Here is a 17,689-nt window from a genome sequence, read left to right on the forward strand (position 1 = left end):
CCGCAGAAAGCCCTCTGTGATACCGATGAACGGCCGCCCTCTCCCGGGCCGCCACGAACCACGCCGCGCCTACCGCGATGCCCTCGGCCTGATCGCGGTCGCCGCCGGCCCCACCCTCTACCGGTCGACCCTCGTCTTCTCCACCACCCTCGGTGCGACCCCGCCGCCGGTCATGACGGGATTCCTCTCCCACGCGATCACGCTGCTCGCGGGCGTCGCCGGTGGATGGTGGCTCAGCCAGCGGGTCGAAGCCCGGCTCGCCCGGGACACCCGCCGGCAGGCCCGGCTCCACACCCTGGTCTTAACCCTCGTGCTCGCCCATACCGTCGACAGCGTCGTCCCCGCCCACGGAGGCGTCAGCACCCGCCTCCCGGCCGCGATCCTCATGGCCTGGCTGACCTGGGAGATCATCCGCGCCCGAGGCATCAGCGCCGACGCGTTCGAGACCCCCCTCGGCCACAGCCCGCGCTGGGCCCCGGCCTGGCTCGCCGCCGCGCTCGCCCTGGCCGCGTTCGTCGCCACCGGCCGGCTCGCGACCGGGCTCGACGGCTACGGGCCCACCACCCCCGGCAGCCAACTCGTCCTCCTCGGCCTCGGCGACACCCCCCACCCCCTGCTGCTCACCGCGCGCATCGTGTGGACCAGCGTCGTGGAGGAGCTGGTGGTGACGGCGGCGGTGATCACACTGCTGCGGCAGGCCCGCCGGCCCGTCTGGGAGTGGACCCTGCTGGTGGTGGCCGTACGGGTCCTCGGCCACGGATACCTCGGCACCCCGGCCCTCGCCCAGATCGTCATCGGCCTGGTCGCGGTCCTGCTCTACGTCCGCTGCCGGGGCCTGGTTCCGCTGATCGCCATCCACATCCTGTACGACCTGGAGCCGTCCGTCCCCGTCGCGGCTATCGCCGCGATCCTCGCCCTCGCCATCCACGCCGTCTACCGGGCCGCCACCACCCCCGCACCGGACGATCCCGGCGATGGCACCACCGCCACCCCCGATCCGACCGCGAAGACCCACCGGAGCCTGCGATGACCACTCCGACGCTGCCGCTGGCGCTGTCCCTGTTCCACGGCCTCCCCCCGTCACCGCTGGCGCCGGCGCCCGACGCCGACGCGCCCGGCTGTCACTACGACGAGCGGCGGCAGCTCGCCGTCCTCGCGGACGGCACCCCTTGCGTCCTCTCGGACGACACCAGCCGCCCTGTCACGATCACCACGAGCGGGATGGCCATCGGCGAGGTCGAGGGCTGCGACGTCCTCCCCGCCGGCGGGGCGGGGGCGCTGTGATGATGCGGACCGCAGAACGCACACCCGTGCTGGCGCTGGCGCTGTCCCTGTTCACCGTCCGCGCCCCGGCCCCGGCCCCGGCCGGCGCCGTGCCGGACCGCCGCTACGACGAGGGACGGCAGCTCACCGTCCTCCCGGACGGCACCACCCCCTACGCCCTGGTGCAGCCGGAGACCGCCGTCACCATCACCTCCTGGGGCGGGGACGCGAGCGGGAGCGACAGGGACTACGTCAACCCCAAGCCGCCCTCCGGGAGCTGGGAGGACTACCTGTGCTGACACCCAGCTCCGCGCAGGCCCGCCGGCAGGGCCCGGTCTGCGTGATCACCACCGAAACCAACACCACCGCGGACCGGCTCGTCCTCGCACTGGACGCCCTGGGAACGCGGGTGATCCGTTTCGATCTCGCGGACTTTCCCCGCCGGGTCGTCCTCGACGCGGTGTACCGGGACGGCCGGATCAGCAGCACCCTCACCGCCCGGGGCCGGACCGCAGATCTGGACACGATCCGCTCCATCCTGTGGTGGCACCCCGGCACCCCACAGATCACCGACCCCCGCCTCACCCCCGAACAGCACCGGTGGGTCACAGCAGAGGCGGTCACCGGACTGGCCGGCACCCTCGCCGCACTGGACTGCCTGCACGTCAACCACCCCGTCCGCACCCGGGCAGCGCAGCTCAAGCCCGACGTCCTCGCGCGGGCCGCCGGCTGCGGGCTCGCCGTCCCCGACACCTGGATCGGCAACAGCCCGCGCGGCGCGTTCCGGTTCGCGGCCGCCGCGCCCGAAGGCGTCGTCTGCAAGTCCCTCACCACCCCGACGATCACCGGCCCCGACGGAGCGCCGGACCCCCGGCATGGGATCTTCTTCACCCAGCGGGTTGAGGCCACCGCTCTGGACAGCAGGGTCAGCGCGGGCGCCCACCAGCTCCAGCACCGGATCGAGAAGGACCACGAGATCCGAGCGGTCGTCGTCGGTGATGAGCTGTTCGCGGCCCGGATCGACGCCCACAGCCCGGCGGCCCGGGAGGACTTCCGCGCGGACATCACCAGCCTCACCTACGAGAGGACCACCGTCCCCGGCGACGTCCATACGGGCATCCTGCGGCTGATGGCCCACTACGCCCTGCACTACGCCGCGCTCGACCTCGTCGTGGACCGTGAGGGCCAGTACTGGCTGGTCGACTTGAATCCGGCCGGGCAGTACGACTGGCTCCAGAAGGACCCGCCCGGCCTGGCGGTGACCGACGCGCTCGCCCACTTCCTCACCAACGGGGCCCCGGGCCCGGGGCGGGGAGGTACCTGACCACGGTGAGAAGGACCCGGCCGGATTCGTGGGTTGGCAGACCACCGGACCGGCCAGGTCCCGGCGGCCCGTGGGTGCGGTTGCCCCTTCTCCTGGCGCAAGGGGGTGCCGCACACCATGGGCCGCTACGCTCTGTCTATGGGTCGTGACAAGAAGAGGAAGCCGCGTGTGGTCTCCGCCCGCACGCGGCCCTGGGACGAGGACACCGACAGCGCCGAGGGCAACCCGGACATCTGGATCAGGGCGATGCGCCGGCTGGACGGTGACGACGACCCGCACACGACGTGCCTGCTGACGTGGGGAGCGCTGGAGTGGTACGCGCCCGCGCCGGACGTGATGCAGACCGCGACCGACCTGCACGCCTGCGCGGCGTACGCGGACATGCTGGTCGCCCTGCTCGACCTGGGCATGGACGGAGGTGCCGCCCAGCAGCTTCTCGGGAACGCGATGTCGAAGGCGGCCGAGGGCCGGCGCCTGGTGGAGGGCGGGATGCTGGGGGCGGCGACCACGCTCGGCTGCATGCCGGCGGCTTCATCGAAGGCGGCGGCCGGGGTCGTCATGCTCAAGCGCGGGTCGATGACCGGCGCGGTGTCCACCGAGGGAGCCCGGGAGATGGCCGCGCACTGGATGCAGTCCGGACTCGCCGCCAACTACGACGAGATCGCCGAGACGGCGCTGCGGGATCTCCTCGGGGCAGGTAGCGGGAAGCAGTGCGACGGCTTCTTCGAGTACATGGCGGCGCTGCGGGAGCTGGACATGCGGGACGCGGCCGTGTTCCGGGCGGAGGAGTCGGCGCGGCTGCGGATGCTGATGGGCCTGCCGCTGGCGCCGGAGCCGACCGGCGAGTGAAGAAGGGTCCGGGGGTGGGTGTGCCCGTTCCCGGACCACCATGAAAAAAGAACGTTTGAAATAGTTTTTGTAGCTATGAAAGGTAGAATGGAAGGAGTAACTTTCCCTGCCCTCAAGGAGGTAGTCCATGGCATCGGAGAAGCGGATCTTGACGGAAGCCGAAGTGGGTCCCGAGGTGTACAACGCCCTCGGCCCGGCGGGATTCAACCGGGACGGCACCCGCGCGGCCTGGACCGAGGAGGAGAAGCGCCGGGCGTGGACGGCCCGAGGTGAGGTCGTGAACCTCGGCGGCTTCCTCTACGACGTCCAGGGCCTGTCGTGGAGCTGCACCATCGACGGCGCCCCCGGGCTGTGCGAGGCATGGTCCGCCTACCGGCTTCCGAGATCGCACTTCTACATCCGGCACGCCGCCAACAACGGCGACCACGTCAACGACGGCGAGTCCCTGCCCAGCAGGGACAAGGCCCTTGCCCTGGTGGCGAAGGAGGCCGCGCGCCGCACGCTCGCCCGGCAGGCGTGGGAGCGCCACCCGTACACCGAGGTCCCCGTCCCGTTCGCGACGGAGATCCAGGTCCGCGAGCTGGAGCCCGGCTACTGGGAGCTGCACGCCTTCGGGCACCGCTGGCGGCGATGGAACCCGGACCGCCCGAAGGGCGGCGGCCCCTACCCGGCGGGCGCCGAGCTGATGGGCACCGCGCGGCCGCCGAGCGGGTATCTGCACCACAACCGGGAGTGGGAGAAGCACAACCACCTGGAGCGCGGCTACGGGCTGCACGGCGCGCTCACCGCGGGCACCATGCGGCTGCTGGGCGCCACCCGCCCGGACTCCGACTGCGCCATGTGCGAGCCGGGGCCAGCATGGGGGCGGCACAGGGAACGCAAGGTCCGCGTCGGGCTGGACGGCCACGAAAGGGTGGACGAGGTGCTGTGCCTCGGGCACCTCGCCCAGTTCCTGCTCCCCTGGCGACTGGAGAGCCTGGGCTACCGCCTGCTGGGAGCGCCGACGGAGCGGTGGCGGGAAATGCTGCATGGGTGGATCTTCGAGCTGACACGGGAAGGCGACGACGTCTCCTTGGTCCGGACGCGGCTGCGACGGCGGTGGATGGCCCATCTGCGGCAGCAGGGGCGGGTGGAGAAGGCGCGGCGCGAGACCCAGGCCCGCCGGGCGGAGCAGGTCCAGGGGGAGTTGTTCCCCGCAGACTGAGGTGCAGGTGATCCACACCACGACAAAAAGAACGTTCAAACTAGTTTTCAATGACTCTGAAAGTTAGACTGATCTCGTTACCCAGCACCACCAACCACCCCAGGAGGCACAGTGCCCACCCCAGGACACGGCGTGATCAACCCACGCAAGAAACGCTGGTACATCCAGCTCCACCAACTCGGGGGCGTCGTCCTCTCGGGCGGCTGGCTGTACCACCGCGACGGCAGCACCCTCACCGAACTCGGCCGCCGCAACCCCCGGTTCCTCCGCCGGCCCGGCATCGGCGACGACCCCTTCGCCAAGGTCGCGCAGCTCCGCCTCGTCCACGACGGCCGCGAACTGATCTGCGAGCTGGACGAGACGGATTTCGAGAGCCTGCTCACGGATCTCATCGCGATCCGCGAGTGGATGAACGACCGGAGCCGGGACAAGGGCGCCCGGTGAGCGAGCAGATCACCCTCCGGCGAGTGCAGAGGCCATGGCTGTCCGGCTGGAGCGCCTGGCGGTGCTTCTGGTGGAACCAGGCCCCCGGCCGCTACGTGACCGTCGGCCCGGACGGGAAACCGTTCCGGCTGGTCAGGACCCGCCGGGCGGGCTGGACGCTCAACGGTGAACCGGTCGAGGGCGTGCATCGCGCCCGCGAGGCGATCGGCGAGGCGACCCGCCGGGTCCGAGCCGGATATGTGCCGGACCGCAGGCGTCGGACATCCACGCAAAATGAACGTTCAAATTAGCATTCAGGAGGTCTTTATGTATCAGGTCACGACAGGCCAGCTCATCACCTTCCCCCACCAGGGCAACACGACGACCGGCCGGGTCCTGCGCGTCTACCAGTGGGAGCAGTTCTCCCACGTGACCACCTGGGCGGCCGTGTTCGTCCCGAGCGGCCCCATGGTCGTCCAGGTCGCGGCAGTCGACGCCGCTCCGGCAGTGTCCGACGCCGCCCGCCTCCAGCAGGGCATGGGCCTGGCCGGCGCCTGCCTCATGGAATCCGCCTGGTACGCCGAACTCGGCGAGCCGACGGCGGACCTCATCTCGGCCGTGTTCCTGGACATCTGGGACCACGAGCGCGCCACGCGGCCGGCGGCGTCGCCGTACGGGGTGGCGCTGGAGTACGACCACGTTCTGCGCCAGGTGCTCGCCGAGCACCGCCGGCGGCGCGGGATCTGAGCGGCTGACAGGAAGACGACGCCGTGCAGCTCCAGCTAGAGTTCCCGGCAGGGTCCCCGGCAGCAGTGCCGCCGGGGACCCTGACACCGGACGAGGTGGCCGTGTTCATCGCGAGCCGGAACACCCGGCCCCCGCGCACACGGGTCCTGTGGATCACGACCGAGGAAGCGGCCAGGAACCTGTGCTCCGACCCGCGAACCAGCAGCAGGGCGTTCATGCTCTGCTGGACCCGGGGCATCGGGGAGCAGGACATCGACTGGGAGTGGATCCCGGACACCGGCTCGTTCGACGTCCTGCTCCGCGAACTGGGCGTCACCGTCAGGAGATCAGGGCGATGACACCAGCGGTGCGGGCGCGTGAAGCAGACCGTCCGGCGGTAGCACTCCCTGGATGTCCAGGGGGTGCGGGGTCAGACGAGCAGCGGGTTGAACTCGTCCGTGCAGCCGGAACCGAACACGATCAGGCCGGGGACGGGGCGCATGTCCGTTCCGGGGATCTGGGCACTGCCTTCCATGCTGACGGAGTCGGTGCAGTACTGCTGGCGCGGGGCGTACTCACTGGTGCGCAGGACGACGGGGCCCCGTCCGGGATACGAGGTCGCGGGGGAGTTGGCATCGGTCCGGATGCCGTGGTTGCACGCTCCGCCCACGACCGTGGGCGCCTCGGCCAGGCCGAGAGCCCTCGCCATCTGATTGATCACGTCCATGTTCACGCCGGGCGCCGTGCGAAGGTCAACGACCTGCACGCAGGCGCGGGCGGGCGTGTTCCCGGGTGCGGCGCTGGTGGCCGATGCGAGACCGAGGCACGTGACGAAGGCCAGGGGAAGGGTGAGGAGGGCGGCGGTTTTCCGCATGCGCGTGAGTCCTTTCCACGGTGGGGATGCGTGCTGCGCCGCCGATCCTCCCGGCGGGCTTCACCTGCCGCAGCCGTACGGCCCGCACTCACCCGTACAGGTGAACTCATCCCGGCCACACCACCGTGCGGTTCGCGCGGCGCCCTCCTGTCGGGTTTGCCCTGGTCAGCGGTCCGGAACGCCGGGGGCCGTGTGATCCGCCCCACGTCAAAAATGGACGTTCAAACTAGTTTTCAGGTACTTCAAAAGCTAGGCTTAAAGTACAAGATCAAATGCAAAACGCCTCGAAACGGAACACGCCCATGAGTATCGCCACCGTCTACTACCGCAAGTTCACCTACCAGAACGAGATCGGGATGGACCAGGAAGCCGTCCTCTTCCACCGCGATCCGGACTGCGGCAATAAGGACCCCGAGGCGGAATGGGGCGTGGCGGCCGGCCTGGCCGGAATCACCGCTCTCCTGCTCCACGAGTCCGCACAGCAGGACGCCTTCCTGAACCTCACCTTCTGCCCCTGCGTGGGCCGCCAGGAACTCTGACCCCCGCCCCGGCCCGCACCCCACCGGGTGCGGGCCCCGAGGGCGTGGGAAGACAAATTGTCTTCCCACCGGAAGGAGCTTGGACGGCATGAGCACGGTGAACCACGGAAACCCGATCACCCCACGGGAGATCGGCGAGCAGACCTGGGCGATCCTCCGGCAGACGGTCAGCGCCCACGACCCCGACGCCGAGTGCGCGACCTGCGGCTACGGACTGGTCGAACTGCCGCAGCCCATCCGCCTGAGCTTCACCGCCGGCGGCGGGGAACTCCATCCCGGGTGGATGGAGTTCGCGCACTGGGCCGACGACGAACAGCTCCAGCAGGACGCCGCCTCGCCGGACTTCGAGGCGTGCGCCATCCCGGCCCCCCGCGACTGCGGCGGCCTGTACGGTGCGGGCTGCGAAGGGCTGGTGCAGCTCGGCGAGGAGTACTGCGGGGCCTGCCTGACCGTCGAGTACGGCGTCGGGTGACCAACACCATAAATGAACGTTCAAGCTAGCTTTGAGTGGGAGTGGTGACTAGGGTGAACTGCAACGACCGGACGACGAGAGGACCACCCGCCCATGGCACCGCGACGGCACAGGACCCAGTACTACTGGGACCGAGGCCAGATGAACCAACTCCTCGGCAAGGACCCGAAGCAGACGCTCTGGATCCGGCTCAGGGAGGCGTCCGGCCGGATGCTGAGCCCGGACGTCATCGTGGGCGACGAGGACACGGCCGGGAAGATCTCCCTGGGCTGGGACCCCGACCGTGTGACCGGGTTCTTCACCGCACGCGGCCTCCTGACCGAAAGCGGCACACCCGTACCCAGCGAACTCGGGCGCCCCCGCAACGAAGACCGTCTCACCGAGGCGCAGGAGGCCGCTTTCATGGCCCGCTGGACCTCCGTCCCCAAGCGGTACCTGGGCACCCGGCAGGTCATGGACCTGTTCGGCATGACGGACACCGCCCTGCGGGACCGGCGCCGACGCGGAACGTTCCTCCCGCCGGACGTGGTGATCGGCTCCGCCCCGACCGAACTGGTCGACGGCGTCGAGGTACCCACCTACCAGCTGGCCTACGGCGTCGTCCACGGCTGGGACCGGCACCGGCTGGAGGCGTTCGGCAGGCAGGAAGGACTCATCGACTAGACCACCCGACACAGGACCCCACCGGTCCTGCGGAGGGCCCTGCGGCGCACTCACGGCCTGGTAACCGGCGCCACAGGACCCCAACCACACCCGAACCCCCAGAAGAGCGGGTTCACGGCATCACAGGAGCGTACAGCCATGTCCACACCACCAGGCTTCGCGGCCCCCGGCGGCGACACCGCGCAGGCCCTGACCCGGCGCGTGATCTCCGGCTACGACGGACCCACCACCCTCACCGAACTGGTCCAGCTCGCCTCGATCCTCGCCCGCTCCCGGGGCGGCATGGTCCCCCCGGTCTACTTCAACAACCCGGACGCGATCATCGCCGTCTCCTTCGCCGCCCGCGCCCTCGACATCCCCATGTGGGTCGCCCTCCACGAGCTGTACACCGTCAAGGGCGTCGTCGGGAAGAAAGCCGTCCTGATCCGGGCGCTGTGGCTGCGCCACGGCATCACCTACGACTTCGACGTCACCGACACCGAGTGCACCGGCTGGATCCGCCGGCCGGGCGAGGACCGGAAGTACGAGGTCACCTACAGCATCCTGGACGCGCAGCGTCTGGGCCTGGTCGACCGCAACGAGGAGTGGAAGAAGCAGCCGAAGGCGATGCTCGTCGCCCGCTGGACCACCACGACGGCGAACCGGTGGACCCCCCACATCATCCTCGGCATGGACACCGAAGACCTCTCCACCGACCCGGCCGGGGAGGAGACGGCCGGCTGGCACACCGGAGAGGAGATCGGCCCCGAGGTGCTGCGGGTCCTGGAGGAAGCCGGGCTCGCCGTCCAGAAGGGCCAGGGCGTCGAAGGGCTGCGCGGGATCTGGGACCGCAACCTCGTCCTGCTCGATGCCTGGGCCGGTGAGGGCGAGTCCCTGCGGCAGGTCCTGACCCGGATGATCACCGAGGAGGCGGTCAAGGGCCTGCCCGGGGAGCCCCGTCAGCATCCCGGGGACCTGGCGCTCAAGCGGCTGGAGCCCGTGGTCGTCCAGGGCACCGTCACCGCCCGCCAGGACCACGGCGTCCCGCAGGGCGCCGACGGTACCTTGTGGGGCCCGGAGGAGGCCGCCGTCGCGGACATGGTGCGCGCGGCGGCACAGGGTAAGGCCGCCGGCCCCGAGGGTACCCCTGCCACTGTGGCCGGTGACCTGCCGTGCGGCTGCCCCCTCGCGGACGTGATGGCCGGCACCGGGCACAGGGAGACCTGCGTCCTGAACGGAACCCGATCATGACCGAGGAGCAGCCCGGACAGCCGGAGACCGTGTTCGGCAGCGCGGACGACGTGGCGGCCGCCGTGGACCGGGCCGTCGGCGAAGCCTTCGCGCACGTCACCGCCGAGCACCAGACCGCTCGCGGCGACAGCCTGTTCGCGCTGACGATGTCCGGACTCGGCGGGTGCCGCAGGCAGGCCGCCTACCGGCTCGCCGCCACCGAACCCACCGATCCGGACCTGGTCGCCGGGGAGCACCGCACGGCGAACCTGGGCACCGCGGTCCACCGGATCCTGCTGCCGGCACTCGCGCACGTCCTGCCGGGCCCCGCGGCCGCCGAGGCCCCGGTCGTTCTCCAGGACGGGAGCGCGCGCGGCGTCCCAGGGACAACGGACCTGTGGTGGGAGCCCGCGCGTGCGGTCATCGACCTGAAGACCGTCGGCGAACACAAACTGGACCGGGTCCTGACACGGGGCGAGAGCCCCGAGCACCGCAAGCAGGTCGGCGGGTACGCGCTGGCGAAGGACGCCCGCTGGGTGGTGTGGCTGTACCTGGACCGGTCGACCGGCTGTCACGCCGTGGTGGTCGAGGAGTTCGGGCCCGCGTTCCGCGCGGAGGTCTGGGAGCGGGTGTGGGAGATCCAGCGGCTCGCCCGGGATCCGGACTTCGCGCCGAGGGACGAGCACGGGCCCGGCCTGAGCTACGTGTGCGACGGCTGCCCGTGGCTGCGGCGCTGCTGGGGCCGTGACGCCCGCACCGGGGTGCGCGGCGCGCAGAGCCACATAGCGATGACCGATCCGCAGGTCGAAACCGCCCTGGGAATGTACTGCGCCCATCGGGATGAAGAATCCCGCCACAAGAAGCTCAAGAACTTCTGGCGGGAAGTCGCCACGGGTGGCGGGCGAAAGCCAGGCCCGTACGGCAAATGGCGGTTCTACTTCACAGGCGCGTCGTCGCGGCTCGATGAGAAACGGGTCCGGGCGGACTACGCGGAACGCGAGGCGACGCCTCCGACCCGCGAAGAAACGGGCCGGCTGTACGTCCGGCCCGTGAAGTAGGCGTTCCCCGGGGCCGGCCGTCTGCCGTTGGTGCGGGTGGGCCTGGCCCCGGGTGACGTTTGATCATACCGGCACGCCCATACGTCAGTCAGTTGAAAGCTGTCCCCGTGGGGTGTTAAGTCGCGCTAGGATCATGACTCGCGTAATCCATGCACAGCTGTGGATTACGCCTGGGGAAAATGGCGAAAAGCCCCCGGCATAGGCATTGGCAGTGCCTCGGAGGCTTCGCGGTAGGTGAACCACATCGACAGTTCTTCGCGTCTCCGTGGTCGCCATGTGATGAACATTCCGGTTGGCGCCGGTTGTTCGTTGTTTCACGTACAGGCATTCGAATCAGAAAACATTCGCGGGGTCCGGCTGGCAACCCGGCCCGCGCCACCATCCGGCAGAGCGGCCGGAGGAGGGTTGACGACAATCTGAAATTATGAGGTATGCCGATTCCGTCCGGTCCCTCGCCTTGGCGGGCAGGGGGCTGTGACGGCACTCGCTGTGCTATAGCGTAGCGGATCGGCCCGGCAGCGCTACCGGCGTTGCCCGCTTTGCCTCGTAAGTCCCTTTGTCGACTTTCCCCTTGCTCCGCTCCCGCGCCGGGAGAAAGAAGCGAAGGTGCACAAGCACGACACATCAGGAGCCGCAGGCACCGCCCCCGCCCGCAGGGCCGGAGAGCAGGGCGCCGAGGGCAGGAACAAGCCCTGCACCGTACTCCTGGTGATCACCCGGACCGCGAACCCCGACAGCGCCGCCATCAGCACGCGGGCACTTCCGGCCGATCTGCGAGCGTCGTTCGCCGACCTGCTCAGGCTGCCGACATCCGTGACCAGCTCGGCGGCGATCCGGGACGAACTCGGTCTGACCGACTACGGGTTCAGGAGACTGCGCCATGCCCTGGTCCGCAGCGGCCACCTCGTTCACCGGTCGGCTCCCGTCGATGGAGGCTGGCAGCACCTCTACGCGGTGACCGACATGGCAGGCACGCTACCTGCGGCCGGTGAACTGATGGCGATGGCACGCCGAACCCGTGCCGGATTTTCGGACTACAGCGGCGATACGGACATCCCCGGCCAGTTCGGGACGTCGATTCCCAACGTCCCGGTGAGCAGGTTCGACCCGTACGTCCCTGGTCAGAACGGGACGTTGAGGATCGACGTCCGCGCGTCCGGGCGTCGAGAACCGACAGGTGCCCCGGCCTGCGGCGATGCCCGGGAACCCGGGGCAAATTGGGACGTCGAGGATCGACGCGTAACCGGTTCCTGTTCCCCGCGCCGGGGCGAAGCCTCGGCGCCGGGGGGGCCGCCGGTCGCAGCGGCGAAGACGATGCGGCGGCGGGTGGCTCCTGTTGAACCGGTTCGCGAACCGGTCAGGAAAACTCCGCTCTCCGTGGTGGGAACGCTGCCGGCGCTGGAGCGCCTGGCGCGTCTGCCCGAGAAGCAGCGCCCGGCGGGGGCCGGACCGCTGTGGGTGTCCAACCGGACCTGCCTCGCCGTCGCGAGAGAAGGGGACCAGGGCACCGTGGAACAGGGCCTGAGGCTGCTGGGAGAGCTGGAGCTGCCGTTCTGGTTCGCGCCAAAGGTGTGGTCGCTGCTGGACTCCGGCTGGACCACCGACCGGCTGCGGACACTGTTCACGGACCGCCTGGACGGGGCCCGGTCCATGTGGGGGGTATGCGAGAGCCGCCTGAACGCCGCCGTGCCGGACGGTCAGACGGCGGCTGGAGTCCTGGAGGCCGAGGGGCCTGCCGTCGTCTCAGCGGGCGGGACACAGCCCGCCGGACCGGCCCCGGCTTCCGCCCCGGAGCCGGAGGGAACCGGGTGGAACGGTGAACCCGAACACGTGGAGGGAGCAGCGCCCTGGGATCTCCCGCGCGAGAGCTGGCACCAGGAGGAAAGCGCATCCAACCCGGGGGCCCCGGCCTACGCCTCCGTCAGCGATTTCCACGCCTCCCTGCTGGAAGGCGACCCCAGCGGTGCCAACGAGCACATGCGGTCCTCCGTGGCCTCGATGCGGGAGTGGATCACGCGCGGCAACGAGAAGCGCCGCGCCGCAGAAGCGGTCCCGGCCCGGTAGGCGGCCTCCGTCCGGTGGGCTCGCCCGGCCCCGGGCGGCCCTGCCTGCCTAGACTGGGCGGCCATGAACAGGAGGTTTCGCCGTGACAGGTAAGGAACGGGGCCCGGCCGCCAACCGCCGGCGGATGAACGCGCTGCACGCGCTGGAGAACGCCGGGCTGCTGACGTTCGTCCGGTCGGCGCCCGCCGAGGGCGGGCGTCAGTTCACGGTCATCGTGCGCGGCAAGGAACACGTCCTGGCCAGCAGCGAAGTCGACGCGTTCGTGCGGGGACTCCTCGCCGCCACGGGCCGCACCGTCGACCTGGAGACCCCTTTCCCCGAGGACTGAGTGTCGGCCCCGAGGCGGCCTGCCGGAAGACAAACTGTCTTCCGGCAGGCCGCCCATCCGGCGCATCCAACCCCCCGAATAATGAACGTTCAAACTAGATTTCAAGGGGTTCGAAAGGTAGAGTGAAAGAGCAAAGACGGACAATCCCCTTGGAAAGGCGACGTCATGGTCAACCGCCGAAGGCGCAGGCACACCCACCCCCGGCAGGCATACGACGACCTGATGGGACTGCTGGCGCTCGTCAGTCGCGGCCCCTGGTCCCAGGCGGACCTGATCATCGACCGGTCCGCCGGGGAGCGAGAGGTGGTCGTGTACGCACAGGACGATCCCGACCTGACCTGGGAACAGGTCGCCTACCGCACCAGGGTGCACCCCATTGGCAGCCGGGGCGGCTCCGACCAGGAGGCGGTCATCGGCGCGGCGCGCGTGCTCGCGGCGCTCGCGGGCGACGTGGTGAGGGTTGGCCGGTGGCCGGCGTCGCGGGTGATGGTGTACCACATCCCCCTCGACCCCGCCGCGTACGAAGCGCCCCTGATCGGTGTCGGCCTCGCCCGCCGACGGGAGGGTTTCGAGTGATCCGCCCCACGGCCAAAATGAACGTTTGAGTAAGTTTTCAAGGTATTTAAAAGCTAGACTGAACCCAGAACGAAACACCAACAGCCGCCACAGGGGGAACGCATGGCCATCGACATCAAGACCGCCGAGCGCGCCGTCGACATCTACATCACCCAGGCCCGCCGGTGGCGCCTGGACAACGAGCGGGCGATGGCCGCTGAACTCTCCGAGACCGGCGAGATCGACACCGCGCGCTACGAGGACCACCTCGACTCGCGCGCCTACGCGAGTGCCTGGGAGCAGGTCCAGCGGGCCATCACCCTCCTCGGTCAGGACTTTCCCGGCGCGGACGACATCTACGAGCGCGCCATCAGGGCCCGGAAGGCCGCCTTCATCAGCGACTTGGTCACGGGCGGCCAGGGCGCCCTGTGTGTGAGCGTCCTGCACAACGAGAAGGAGCGCCGCGCCCGGGACATCCGATGCCGCGTGATCCGCGAGCTGGAAGGCGTCGAGGAACTGTTCGCCGGGATCAGGGCCGCCCGTTCAGCGTAGCCCTCCCGCCGGCTGTGCACCGGCCGTGGGGCGGCGTGTGATCCGCTCCACGGTCAAAATGAAAGTTCAAAATAGATTTTAAGGACTTTGAAAGCTAGACTGAATTCAGAACGAAACGCCAACAACTCCTAAGGACACAACACATGACCACCAACCACATTAAGAACGCCGAACTGGCTGTCGACCTCTACATCGCCAAATCCGCCGCCTGGCGCGACGGAACCGTGAAGGCCATGACCCACGCACTCAACGAGACCGGCCTGATGACCCACGCGCTCTACCAGGACCACATCGACGCCGTCGCCTGCGCGGGCGCCTGGCAGACCGTCCAGGACACCATCACCCTCCTCAGCAAGAGGGACCCCGGCGCGGACGACATCTACGAGCGGGCCGTCAACGCCCGGAAGATCGCCTTCAGCACCGACCTGCTCGCCGGCGAGGCCCCGCCCTCCACGAGCGCCCTCTTCAACGAGAGCGAGCGCCGCCGCCGCGAGATGCAGCGCCGCGTGATCCGCGAGCTGGAGGTCTGCGCGGACATGTTCGCCCTGATCCGCGAGAACACCAAGAAGCCCACCGCGTAGCACCCCACCAAGCACGGCCCGCCCCGCCACCTGGGTCGGGCCTACAGGGGGCAGGAGGCCCGACCGGGCCACCACGACCGAAAGGCCCCCTGATGACCGACGAGTTCATGAACGCCCTCCGGACCCGGATCTACACATGGACCCCCGGGTCGCTTCAGTCGCTCACCCGCGCGGCAGCCCGGATGACCGCCGACTTCCAGCGCGACCACCACCCCTACACCGGCGGTTCCATGTCGCCCGAAGCGGCCGAGCGCGGACGGCTGATCGCCCGCGAGTACGGCCTCAAGGCCCTGGACATCGCCGCCGACCTCCCGGACACCAACGGCGACCTGACCCCCTCCGGGCTGCCCACCGCGGACACCGCGACCACCTTCCTCAACAACCAGGCCAGCACCCGACTCCTCACCCGGGAAAGGGTCGGGGTCCTCCTGGAAGAGGGTTTCCCCCAGCTCCTCGGCAGCCAGGTGACCTACCTCCTCGACTGGCTCACCCTCGGCGGCTACCTCCTGGAGCTGCGCATCGACCCCGACACCGGAGCCGTCAAGAGCGTCCGCTGCGGCGGGAAGCCCACCGGCTTCGACCTGGCGCTCCCCCGGGAACCGAGGTGGATCGGCGCCTTCCTCGGCGTCGCCCACAGCCCGCTCGCCAACCCGCTCCGGGGCGTGGCGACGGTGTACGGCCTCCACGACACCGTCGCGAACTCCTTCGTGCGGTGACCGGCTGCCCCTGCTGCTGCGACACCTGCGACCACGGCTACGTCCGGGACGCCGTCCTGGACGAGGACACCGGCCGCATGGTGCCCGTGGACCACATCTGCGGGCACCGCAGGCCCGGAGCCCGCCTCTGCGGCGACTGCCGGAGCCACAGCTGCCACCCCGCCACTGGCCGCCTGTGCGGCGTCTGACCAACCCACCCCCTGAACGAAAGAGAGCACCCTCGTGCACACCACCTCAGCTCTGCTCGCCGACAGCCTGCCGGCCCTCATGCCGGCCTCGGCGTTCCAGGACGGCGACACCTTCGAGCTTCCCTTCGCCGAAGGCGCCCGGTACAAGATCGCGTCGACCCGGGCGCACCGGCACCCGGTCACCGGCGAGGAGATCACCGAGTTCCGGCGGATCGAGTTCACCGCCCCTGGCAGCACCCCGGCGCTGCTGCTCGCGGGGACCCCGCTCGTCCCGGTCCAGATGCCGCGCACCTACCGGCTGCCGTGCCTGATCTGCGACACCGAGGCCCCCGTCGAGCTGGACATCGTCCGCTTCGGGATCCCGCACCAGCGCGTGTGCACGGCCTGCGCCCGCTGACCACAAGACCTCGCTGGTCCGTACCGCCCGCGCGCCGGGGCGGTACGGACCCCCATCCACGAGACAAGGAACGGAACCATGATGGACAACGACCGCCCCAAGGCCCGCGCGGCACGCATGCGCGCAGCACTCAGACCCCGGTACCACGGAGTGACATTCTCCGTGACCAGCTGCAACCGCGGCAGTGACTACGGAAATCTGACGGTCACCTGGACCGACGGCCCCACCGAAGAAGAGGTCCGGCGGTTCGCCGCCCCGTACGGCACCCGCACCCTCCGCTACGGCGGCATCCAGACCTCCCGGTCGTTCTCCCCGGAGGTCCAGGACGCGGCCGAGGCGATCTGGACCACCGCGGCCGCCTCCACCCCGGAGAAGAAGATCTACCCGTCCAACGAGGCCCACGGCTGGTACGAGGCGTGGGACCACGAAGGCGTCACCGTCCCCAAGGGCACCGACTGGGGTCAGAAGAAGTGGCTCATCGACAACGTCATCCTGCCGACCCTGGGCCAGGGCGCGGCGATGACAGCCCCCGAGGAACCCGTCCCCGGCGAGCCGGAACAGGCCGGGGACATCGATCCCGCGCGCGAGAAGCCTCGCCTGCACGCCGTCCCTGAACGGCCGCCTGTCGCAGGCGAGGGCGCCGGCCGCAAGGAAACCGTCCTCGGCTTCCTCAACACGCTCGCCGGCGACATTCGCAGCACCCCGGACGACCTGTGGGAACTCCCCGAGCAGGATCAGGACGTGCTGCGGATCATCAGCCGCACGGGCACCCTCGTCACGGGCGCTCTCCTCGCGGAGTTGACCGTCCTGATGAACGCCGTCGCTCACACCCACGCCGACCCGTCGACCGCAGGCGCCTCCTCGAAGCTGACCCTCCAGATGATCGGGCGCCTGGCCCGCGCCGAGACCCCGGTCCTGCGCGCGGCGCTCGGTAAGGAGCCGAAGTGACCCGGCCCATCGACCGCATGAGCGTCAGCGACATCCAGGAGGAGCTGCGGGCGGATCTGTCCCTGTGGCCGGCCCTGGACAAGCCGGGCGAATCCCACGTCGACCTTAACGTCCTGCGGGACGGGAAGACGAACCAGGACAACGCGGCGAAGTACTTCGTGATCCTGCACCAGCAGGAGTGGGAGCCCTTGAGCGGCTACCCGGGCAGCGACACCCACTGGAAGGTTTTGTGCCGGCGCTGCGGCTGGGAGGGCAACATGTTCAACTCCCATATGCGGCGCAATCGGCGGCACAAGTCCTGCGGTGGCCGGCTGACCGACACTGGGGCCCTGCGGGTCCTCGCACGGGTCGCCGTCAACCGGCTGAGGGACCCCCGCCATCCCTTCGGCAGGAACCTCGGCTACGCCCTGGACGACCTCGTCCACGCCGAGAGGGCGGAGAAGCTGGCCGGGGACTCGGCGGCGCCCACGGGCCTGCACGCCGTGCTGCTCGGGTCGGCGCTGAGGAACGTGCGGCAGGCGCTCGACCAGCCCGTCGACGGGCCGCCGTTCATCTGACCTGACAACAGTGCGGGCCCGGCCGAAGGTAAGTCGGCCGGGCATCCCAGCAGGGCGCCGTACGGGTGGGCTGGACGCATCCGGCGGCCCCGCTCCCATATGCCCCGAAAGGGGCCTGGCAGAATTGCCCGCATCCGAAGTAGCCATCCCCACCGCCAGTGGGACGCGAAGCGAACGGAAATAGGAGAAAAAGAACATC

Annotated in this window: 26 protein-coding genes; 25 read left to right on the forward strand and 1 reads right to left on the reverse strand. The window is 69.9% G+C overall.

The window, feature by feature from the left end; all coding sequences use genetic code 11:
* Positions 1-25 precede the first annotated feature (25 nt).
* The 10 genes from SYYSPA8_RS37580 (at position 26) to SYYSPA8_RS37625 (ending at position 6,148) form a co-directional block, all read left to right on the forward strand.
* Entirely contained in the window at positions 26-1,030 is a 1,005-nt protein-coding gene (locus SYYSPA8_RS37580) for a CPBP family intramembrane glutamic endopeptidase (RefSeq protein ID WP_323451918.1), read from the forward strand.
* Positions 1,027-1,284 (forward strand): hypothetical protein, encoded by a 258-nt coding sequence (locus SYYSPA8_RS37585; protein WP_323451919.1) that lies wholly within the window; start codon positions 1,027-1,029, stop codon positions 1,282-1,284. Before SYYSPA8_RS37580 ends, SYYSPA8_RS37585 begins: the two co-directional genes overlap by 4 nt.
* Complete coding sequence (locus SYYSPA8_RS37590; protein WP_323451920.1) at positions 1,284-1,562, forward strand: hypothetical protein; 279 nt, start codon at positions 1,284-1,286, stop codon at positions 1,560-1,562. The genes SYYSPA8_RS37585 and SYYSPA8_RS37590 overlap by 1 nt, the downstream gene beginning before the upstream one ends.
* The gene (locus tag SYYSPA8_RS37595) at positions 1,556-2,587 is read left to right on the forward strand and encodes an MvdC/MvdD family ATP grasp protein (RefSeq protein ID WP_323451921.1); all 1,032 of its coding nucleotides are present in this window, start codon (positions 1,556-1,558) and stop codon (positions 2,585-2,587) included. The genes SYYSPA8_RS37590 and SYYSPA8_RS37595 overlap by 7 nt, the downstream gene beginning before the upstream one ends.
* Positions 2,588-2,725: 138 nt before the next feature.
* On the forward strand, positions 2,726-3,436 hold the full coding sequence (locus tag SYYSPA8_RS37600; RefSeq protein ID WP_323451922.1) for a hypothetical protein: 711 nt from the start codon (positions 2,726-2,728) through the stop codon (positions 3,434-3,436).
* Between the two features lie 127 nt (positions 3,437-3,563).
* Entirely contained in the window at positions 3,564-4,640 is a 1,077-nt protein-coding gene (locus tag SYYSPA8_RS37605) for a hypothetical protein (RefSeq protein WP_323451923.1), read from the forward strand.
* Between the two features lie 132 nt (positions 4,641-4,772).
* Entirely contained in the window at positions 4,773-5,084 is a 312-nt protein-coding gene (locus SYYSPA8_RS37610) for a hypothetical protein (protein ID WP_323451924.1), read from the forward strand.
* Complete coding sequence (locus SYYSPA8_RS37615) at positions 5,081-5,374, forward strand: hypothetical protein (RefSeq protein ID WP_323451925.1); 294 nt, start codon at positions 5,081-5,083, stop codon at positions 5,372-5,374. Before SYYSPA8_RS37610 ends, SYYSPA8_RS37615 begins: the two co-directional genes overlap by 4 nt.
* Before the next feature lie 16 nt (positions 5,375-5,390).
* Complete coding sequence (locus SYYSPA8_RS37620; RefSeq protein ID WP_323451926.1) at positions 5,391-5,810, forward strand: hypothetical protein; 420 nt, start codon at positions 5,391-5,393, stop codon at positions 5,808-5,810.
* 23 nt (positions 5,811-5,833) lie between these two features.
* Positions 5,834-6,148 (forward strand): hypothetical protein, encoded by a 315-nt coding sequence (locus SYYSPA8_RS37625; RefSeq protein ID WP_323451927.1) that lies wholly within the window; start codon positions 5,834-5,836, stop codon positions 6,146-6,148.
* Positions 6,149-6,219: 71 nt separating this feature from the next.
* On the opposite strand, the gene SYYSPA8_RS37630 is transcribed toward SYYSPA8_RS37625, so the two are convergent.
* On the reverse strand, positions 6,220-6,663 hold the full coding sequence (locus SYYSPA8_RS37630) for a hypothetical protein (RefSeq protein ID WP_323451928.1): 444 nt from the start codon (positions 6,661-6,663) through the stop codon (positions 6,220-6,222).
* A 302-nt stretch (positions 6,664-6,965) separates the two neighbouring features.
* Here SYYSPA8_RS37630 and SYYSPA8_RS37635 point away from each other — a divergent pair, with 302 nt between their 5' ends.
* From SYYSPA8_RS37635 to SYYSPA8_RS37705, 15 genes are all read left to right on the forward strand, one after another.
* Positions 6,966-7,202: a hypothetical protein gene (locus SYYSPA8_RS37635; RefSeq protein ID WP_323451929.1), complete on the forward strand. Its 237-nt coding sequence runs from the start codon at positions 6,966-6,968 to the stop codon at positions 7,200-7,202.
* 88 nt (positions 7,203-7,290) lie between these two features.
* Positions 7,291-7,674, forward strand: coding sequence for a hypothetical protein (locus SYYSPA8_RS37640; RefSeq protein ID WP_323451930.1), 384 nt, complete (start codon positions 7,291-7,293; stop codon positions 7,672-7,674).
* A gap of 93 nt (positions 7,675-7,767) precedes the next feature.
* Positions 7,768-8,337, forward strand: coding sequence for a hypothetical protein (locus SYYSPA8_RS37645; RefSeq protein WP_323451931.1), 570 nt, complete (start codon positions 7,768-7,770; stop codon positions 8,335-8,337).
* Positions 8,338-8,475: 138 nt separating this feature from the next.
* Positions 8,476-9,567: a hypothetical protein gene (locus SYYSPA8_RS37650; RefSeq protein ID WP_323451932.1), complete on the forward strand. Its 1,092-nt coding sequence runs from the start codon at positions 8,476-8,478 to the stop codon at positions 9,565-9,567.
* Complete coding sequence (locus SYYSPA8_RS37655; RefSeq protein WP_323451933.1) at positions 9,564-10,604, forward strand: hypothetical protein; 1,041 nt, start codon at positions 9,564-9,566, stop codon at positions 10,602-10,604. Before SYYSPA8_RS37650 ends, SYYSPA8_RS37655 begins: the two co-directional genes overlap by 4 nt.
* A gap of 606 nt (positions 10,605-11,210) precedes the next feature.
* Positions 11,211-12,668 (forward strand): hypothetical protein, encoded by a 1,458-nt coding sequence (locus SYYSPA8_RS37660; protein ID WP_323451934.1) that lies wholly within the window; start codon positions 11,211-11,213, stop codon positions 12,666-12,668.
* 82 nt (positions 12,669-12,750) lie between these two features.
* Positions 12,751-12,996, forward strand: coding sequence for a hypothetical protein (locus tag SYYSPA8_RS37665; RefSeq protein ID WP_323451935.1), 246 nt, complete (start codon positions 12,751-12,753; stop codon positions 12,994-12,996).
* Positions 12,997-13,161: 165 nt separating this feature from the next.
* On the forward strand, positions 13,162-13,572 hold the full coding sequence (locus tag SYYSPA8_RS37670) for a hypothetical protein (RefSeq protein WP_323451936.1): 411 nt from the start codon (positions 13,162-13,164) through the stop codon (positions 13,570-13,572).
* A 102-nt stretch (positions 13,573-13,674) separates the two neighbouring features.
* Positions 13,675-14,103, forward strand: coding sequence for a hypothetical protein (locus tag SYYSPA8_RS37675; RefSeq protein WP_323451937.1), 429 nt, complete (start codon positions 13,675-13,677; stop codon positions 14,101-14,103).
* Between the two features lie 143 nt (positions 14,104-14,246).
* Positions 14,247-14,684, forward strand: coding sequence for a hypothetical protein (locus tag SYYSPA8_RS37680; RefSeq protein WP_323451938.1), 438 nt, complete (start codon positions 14,247-14,249; stop codon positions 14,682-14,684).
* Positions 14,685-14,776: 92 nt separating this feature from the next.
* On the forward strand, positions 14,777-15,400 hold the full coding sequence (locus tag SYYSPA8_RS37685) for a hypothetical protein (protein WP_323451939.1): 624 nt from the start codon (positions 14,777-14,779) through the stop codon (positions 15,398-15,400).
* A complete protein-coding gene (locus SYYSPA8_RS37690; protein WP_323451940.1) occupies positions 15,397-15,588 on the forward strand; it encodes a hypothetical protein in 192 nt (63 codons plus the stop codon). The genes SYYSPA8_RS37685 and SYYSPA8_RS37690 overlap by 4 nt, the downstream gene beginning before the upstream one ends.
* Positions 15,589-15,622: 34 nt before the next feature.
* Positions 15,623-15,985, forward strand: coding sequence for a hypothetical protein (locus SYYSPA8_RS37695; RefSeq protein WP_323451941.1), 363 nt, complete (start codon positions 15,623-15,625; stop codon positions 15,983-15,985).
* Between the two features lie 81 nt (positions 15,986-16,066).
* Positions 16,067-16,933 carry an LPD29 domain-containing protein gene (locus SYYSPA8_RS37700; RefSeq protein WP_323452009.1) on the forward strand — a complete coding sequence of 289 codons (867 nt, stop codon included), beginning with the start codon at positions 16,067-16,069 and terminating at the stop codon, positions 16,931-16,933.
* Positions 16,930-17,490 carry a hypothetical protein gene (locus SYYSPA8_RS37705; RefSeq protein ID WP_323451942.1) on the forward strand — a complete coding sequence of 187 codons (561 nt, stop codon included), beginning with the start codon at positions 16,930-16,932 and terminating at the stop codon, positions 17,488-17,490. The genes SYYSPA8_RS37700 and SYYSPA8_RS37705 overlap by 4 nt, the downstream gene beginning before the upstream one ends.
* Positions 17,491-17,689 lie beyond the last annotated feature (199 nt).

It is taken from the genome of Streptomyces yaizuensis, from assembly GCF_034961445.1.
Classification (GTDB): Bacteria; Actinomycetota; Actinomycetes; order Streptomycetales; family Streptomycetaceae; genus Streptomyces; species Streptomyces yaizuensis.

Coding starts and splice junctions, on each gene's coding strand:
- SYYSPA8_RS37580 (WP_323451918.1), top strand. CDS start 26: ATGAACGGCCGCCCTCTCCCGGGCCGCCACGAACCACGCCGCGCCTAC.
- SYYSPA8_RS37585 (WP_323451919.1), top strand. CDS start 1,027: ATGACCACTCCGACGCTGCCGCTGGCGCTGTCCCTGTTCCACGGCCTC.
- SYYSPA8_RS37590 (WP_323451920.1), top strand. CDS start 1,284: ATGATGCGGACCGCAGAACGCACACCCGTGCTGGCGCTGGCGCTGTCC.
- SYYSPA8_RS37600 (WP_323451922.1), top strand. CDS start 2,726: ATGGGTCGTGACAAGAAGAGGAAGCCGCGTGTGGTCTCCGCCCGCACG.
- SYYSPA8_RS37605 (WP_323451923.1), top strand. CDS start 3,564: ATGGCATCGGAGAAGCGGATCTTGACGGAAGCCGAAGTGGGTCCCGAG.
- SYYSPA8_RS37620 (WP_323451926.1), top strand. CDS start 5,391: ATGTATCAGGTCACGACAGGCCAGCTCATCACCTTCCCCCACCAGGGC.
- SYYSPA8_RS37630 (WP_323451928.1), bottom strand. CDS start 6,663: ATGCGGAAAACCGCCGCCCTCCTCACCCTTCCCCTGGCCTTCGTCACG.
- SYYSPA8_RS37635 (WP_323451929.1), top strand. CDS start 6,966: ATGAGTATCGCCACCGTCTACTACCGCAAGTTCACCTACCAGAACGAG.
- SYYSPA8_RS37640 (WP_323451930.1), top strand. CDS start 7,291: ATGAGCACGGTGAACCACGGAAACCCGATCACCCCACGGGAGATCGGC.
- SYYSPA8_RS37645 (WP_323451931.1), top strand. CDS start 7,768: ATGGCACCGCGACGGCACAGGACCCAGTACTACTGGGACCGAGGCCAG.
- SYYSPA8_RS37650 (WP_323451932.1), top strand. CDS start 8,476: ATGTCCACACCACCAGGCTTCGCGGCCCCCGGCGGCGACACCGCGCAG.
- SYYSPA8_RS37655 (WP_323451933.1), top strand. CDS start 9,564: ATGACCGAGGAGCAGCCCGGACAGCCGGAGACCGTGTTCGGCAGCGCG.
- SYYSPA8_RS37670 (WP_323451936.1), top strand. CDS start 13,162: ATGGTCAACCGCCGAAGGCGCAGGCACACCCACCCCCGGCAGGCATAC.
- SYYSPA8_RS37675 (WP_323451937.1), top strand. CDS start 13,675: ATGGCCATCGACATCAAGACCGCCGAGCGCGCCGTCGACATCTACATC.
- SYYSPA8_RS37680 (WP_323451938.1), top strand. CDS start 14,247: ATGACCACCAACCACATTAAGAACGCCGAACTGGCTGTCGACCTCTAC.
- SYYSPA8_RS37685 (WP_323451939.1), top strand. CDS start 14,777: ATGACCGACGAGTTCATGAACGCCCTCCGGACCCGGATCTACACATGG.
- SYYSPA8_RS37700 (WP_323452009.1), top strand. CDS start 16,067: ATGGACAACGACCGCCCCAAGGCCCGCGCGGCACGCATGCGCGCAGCA.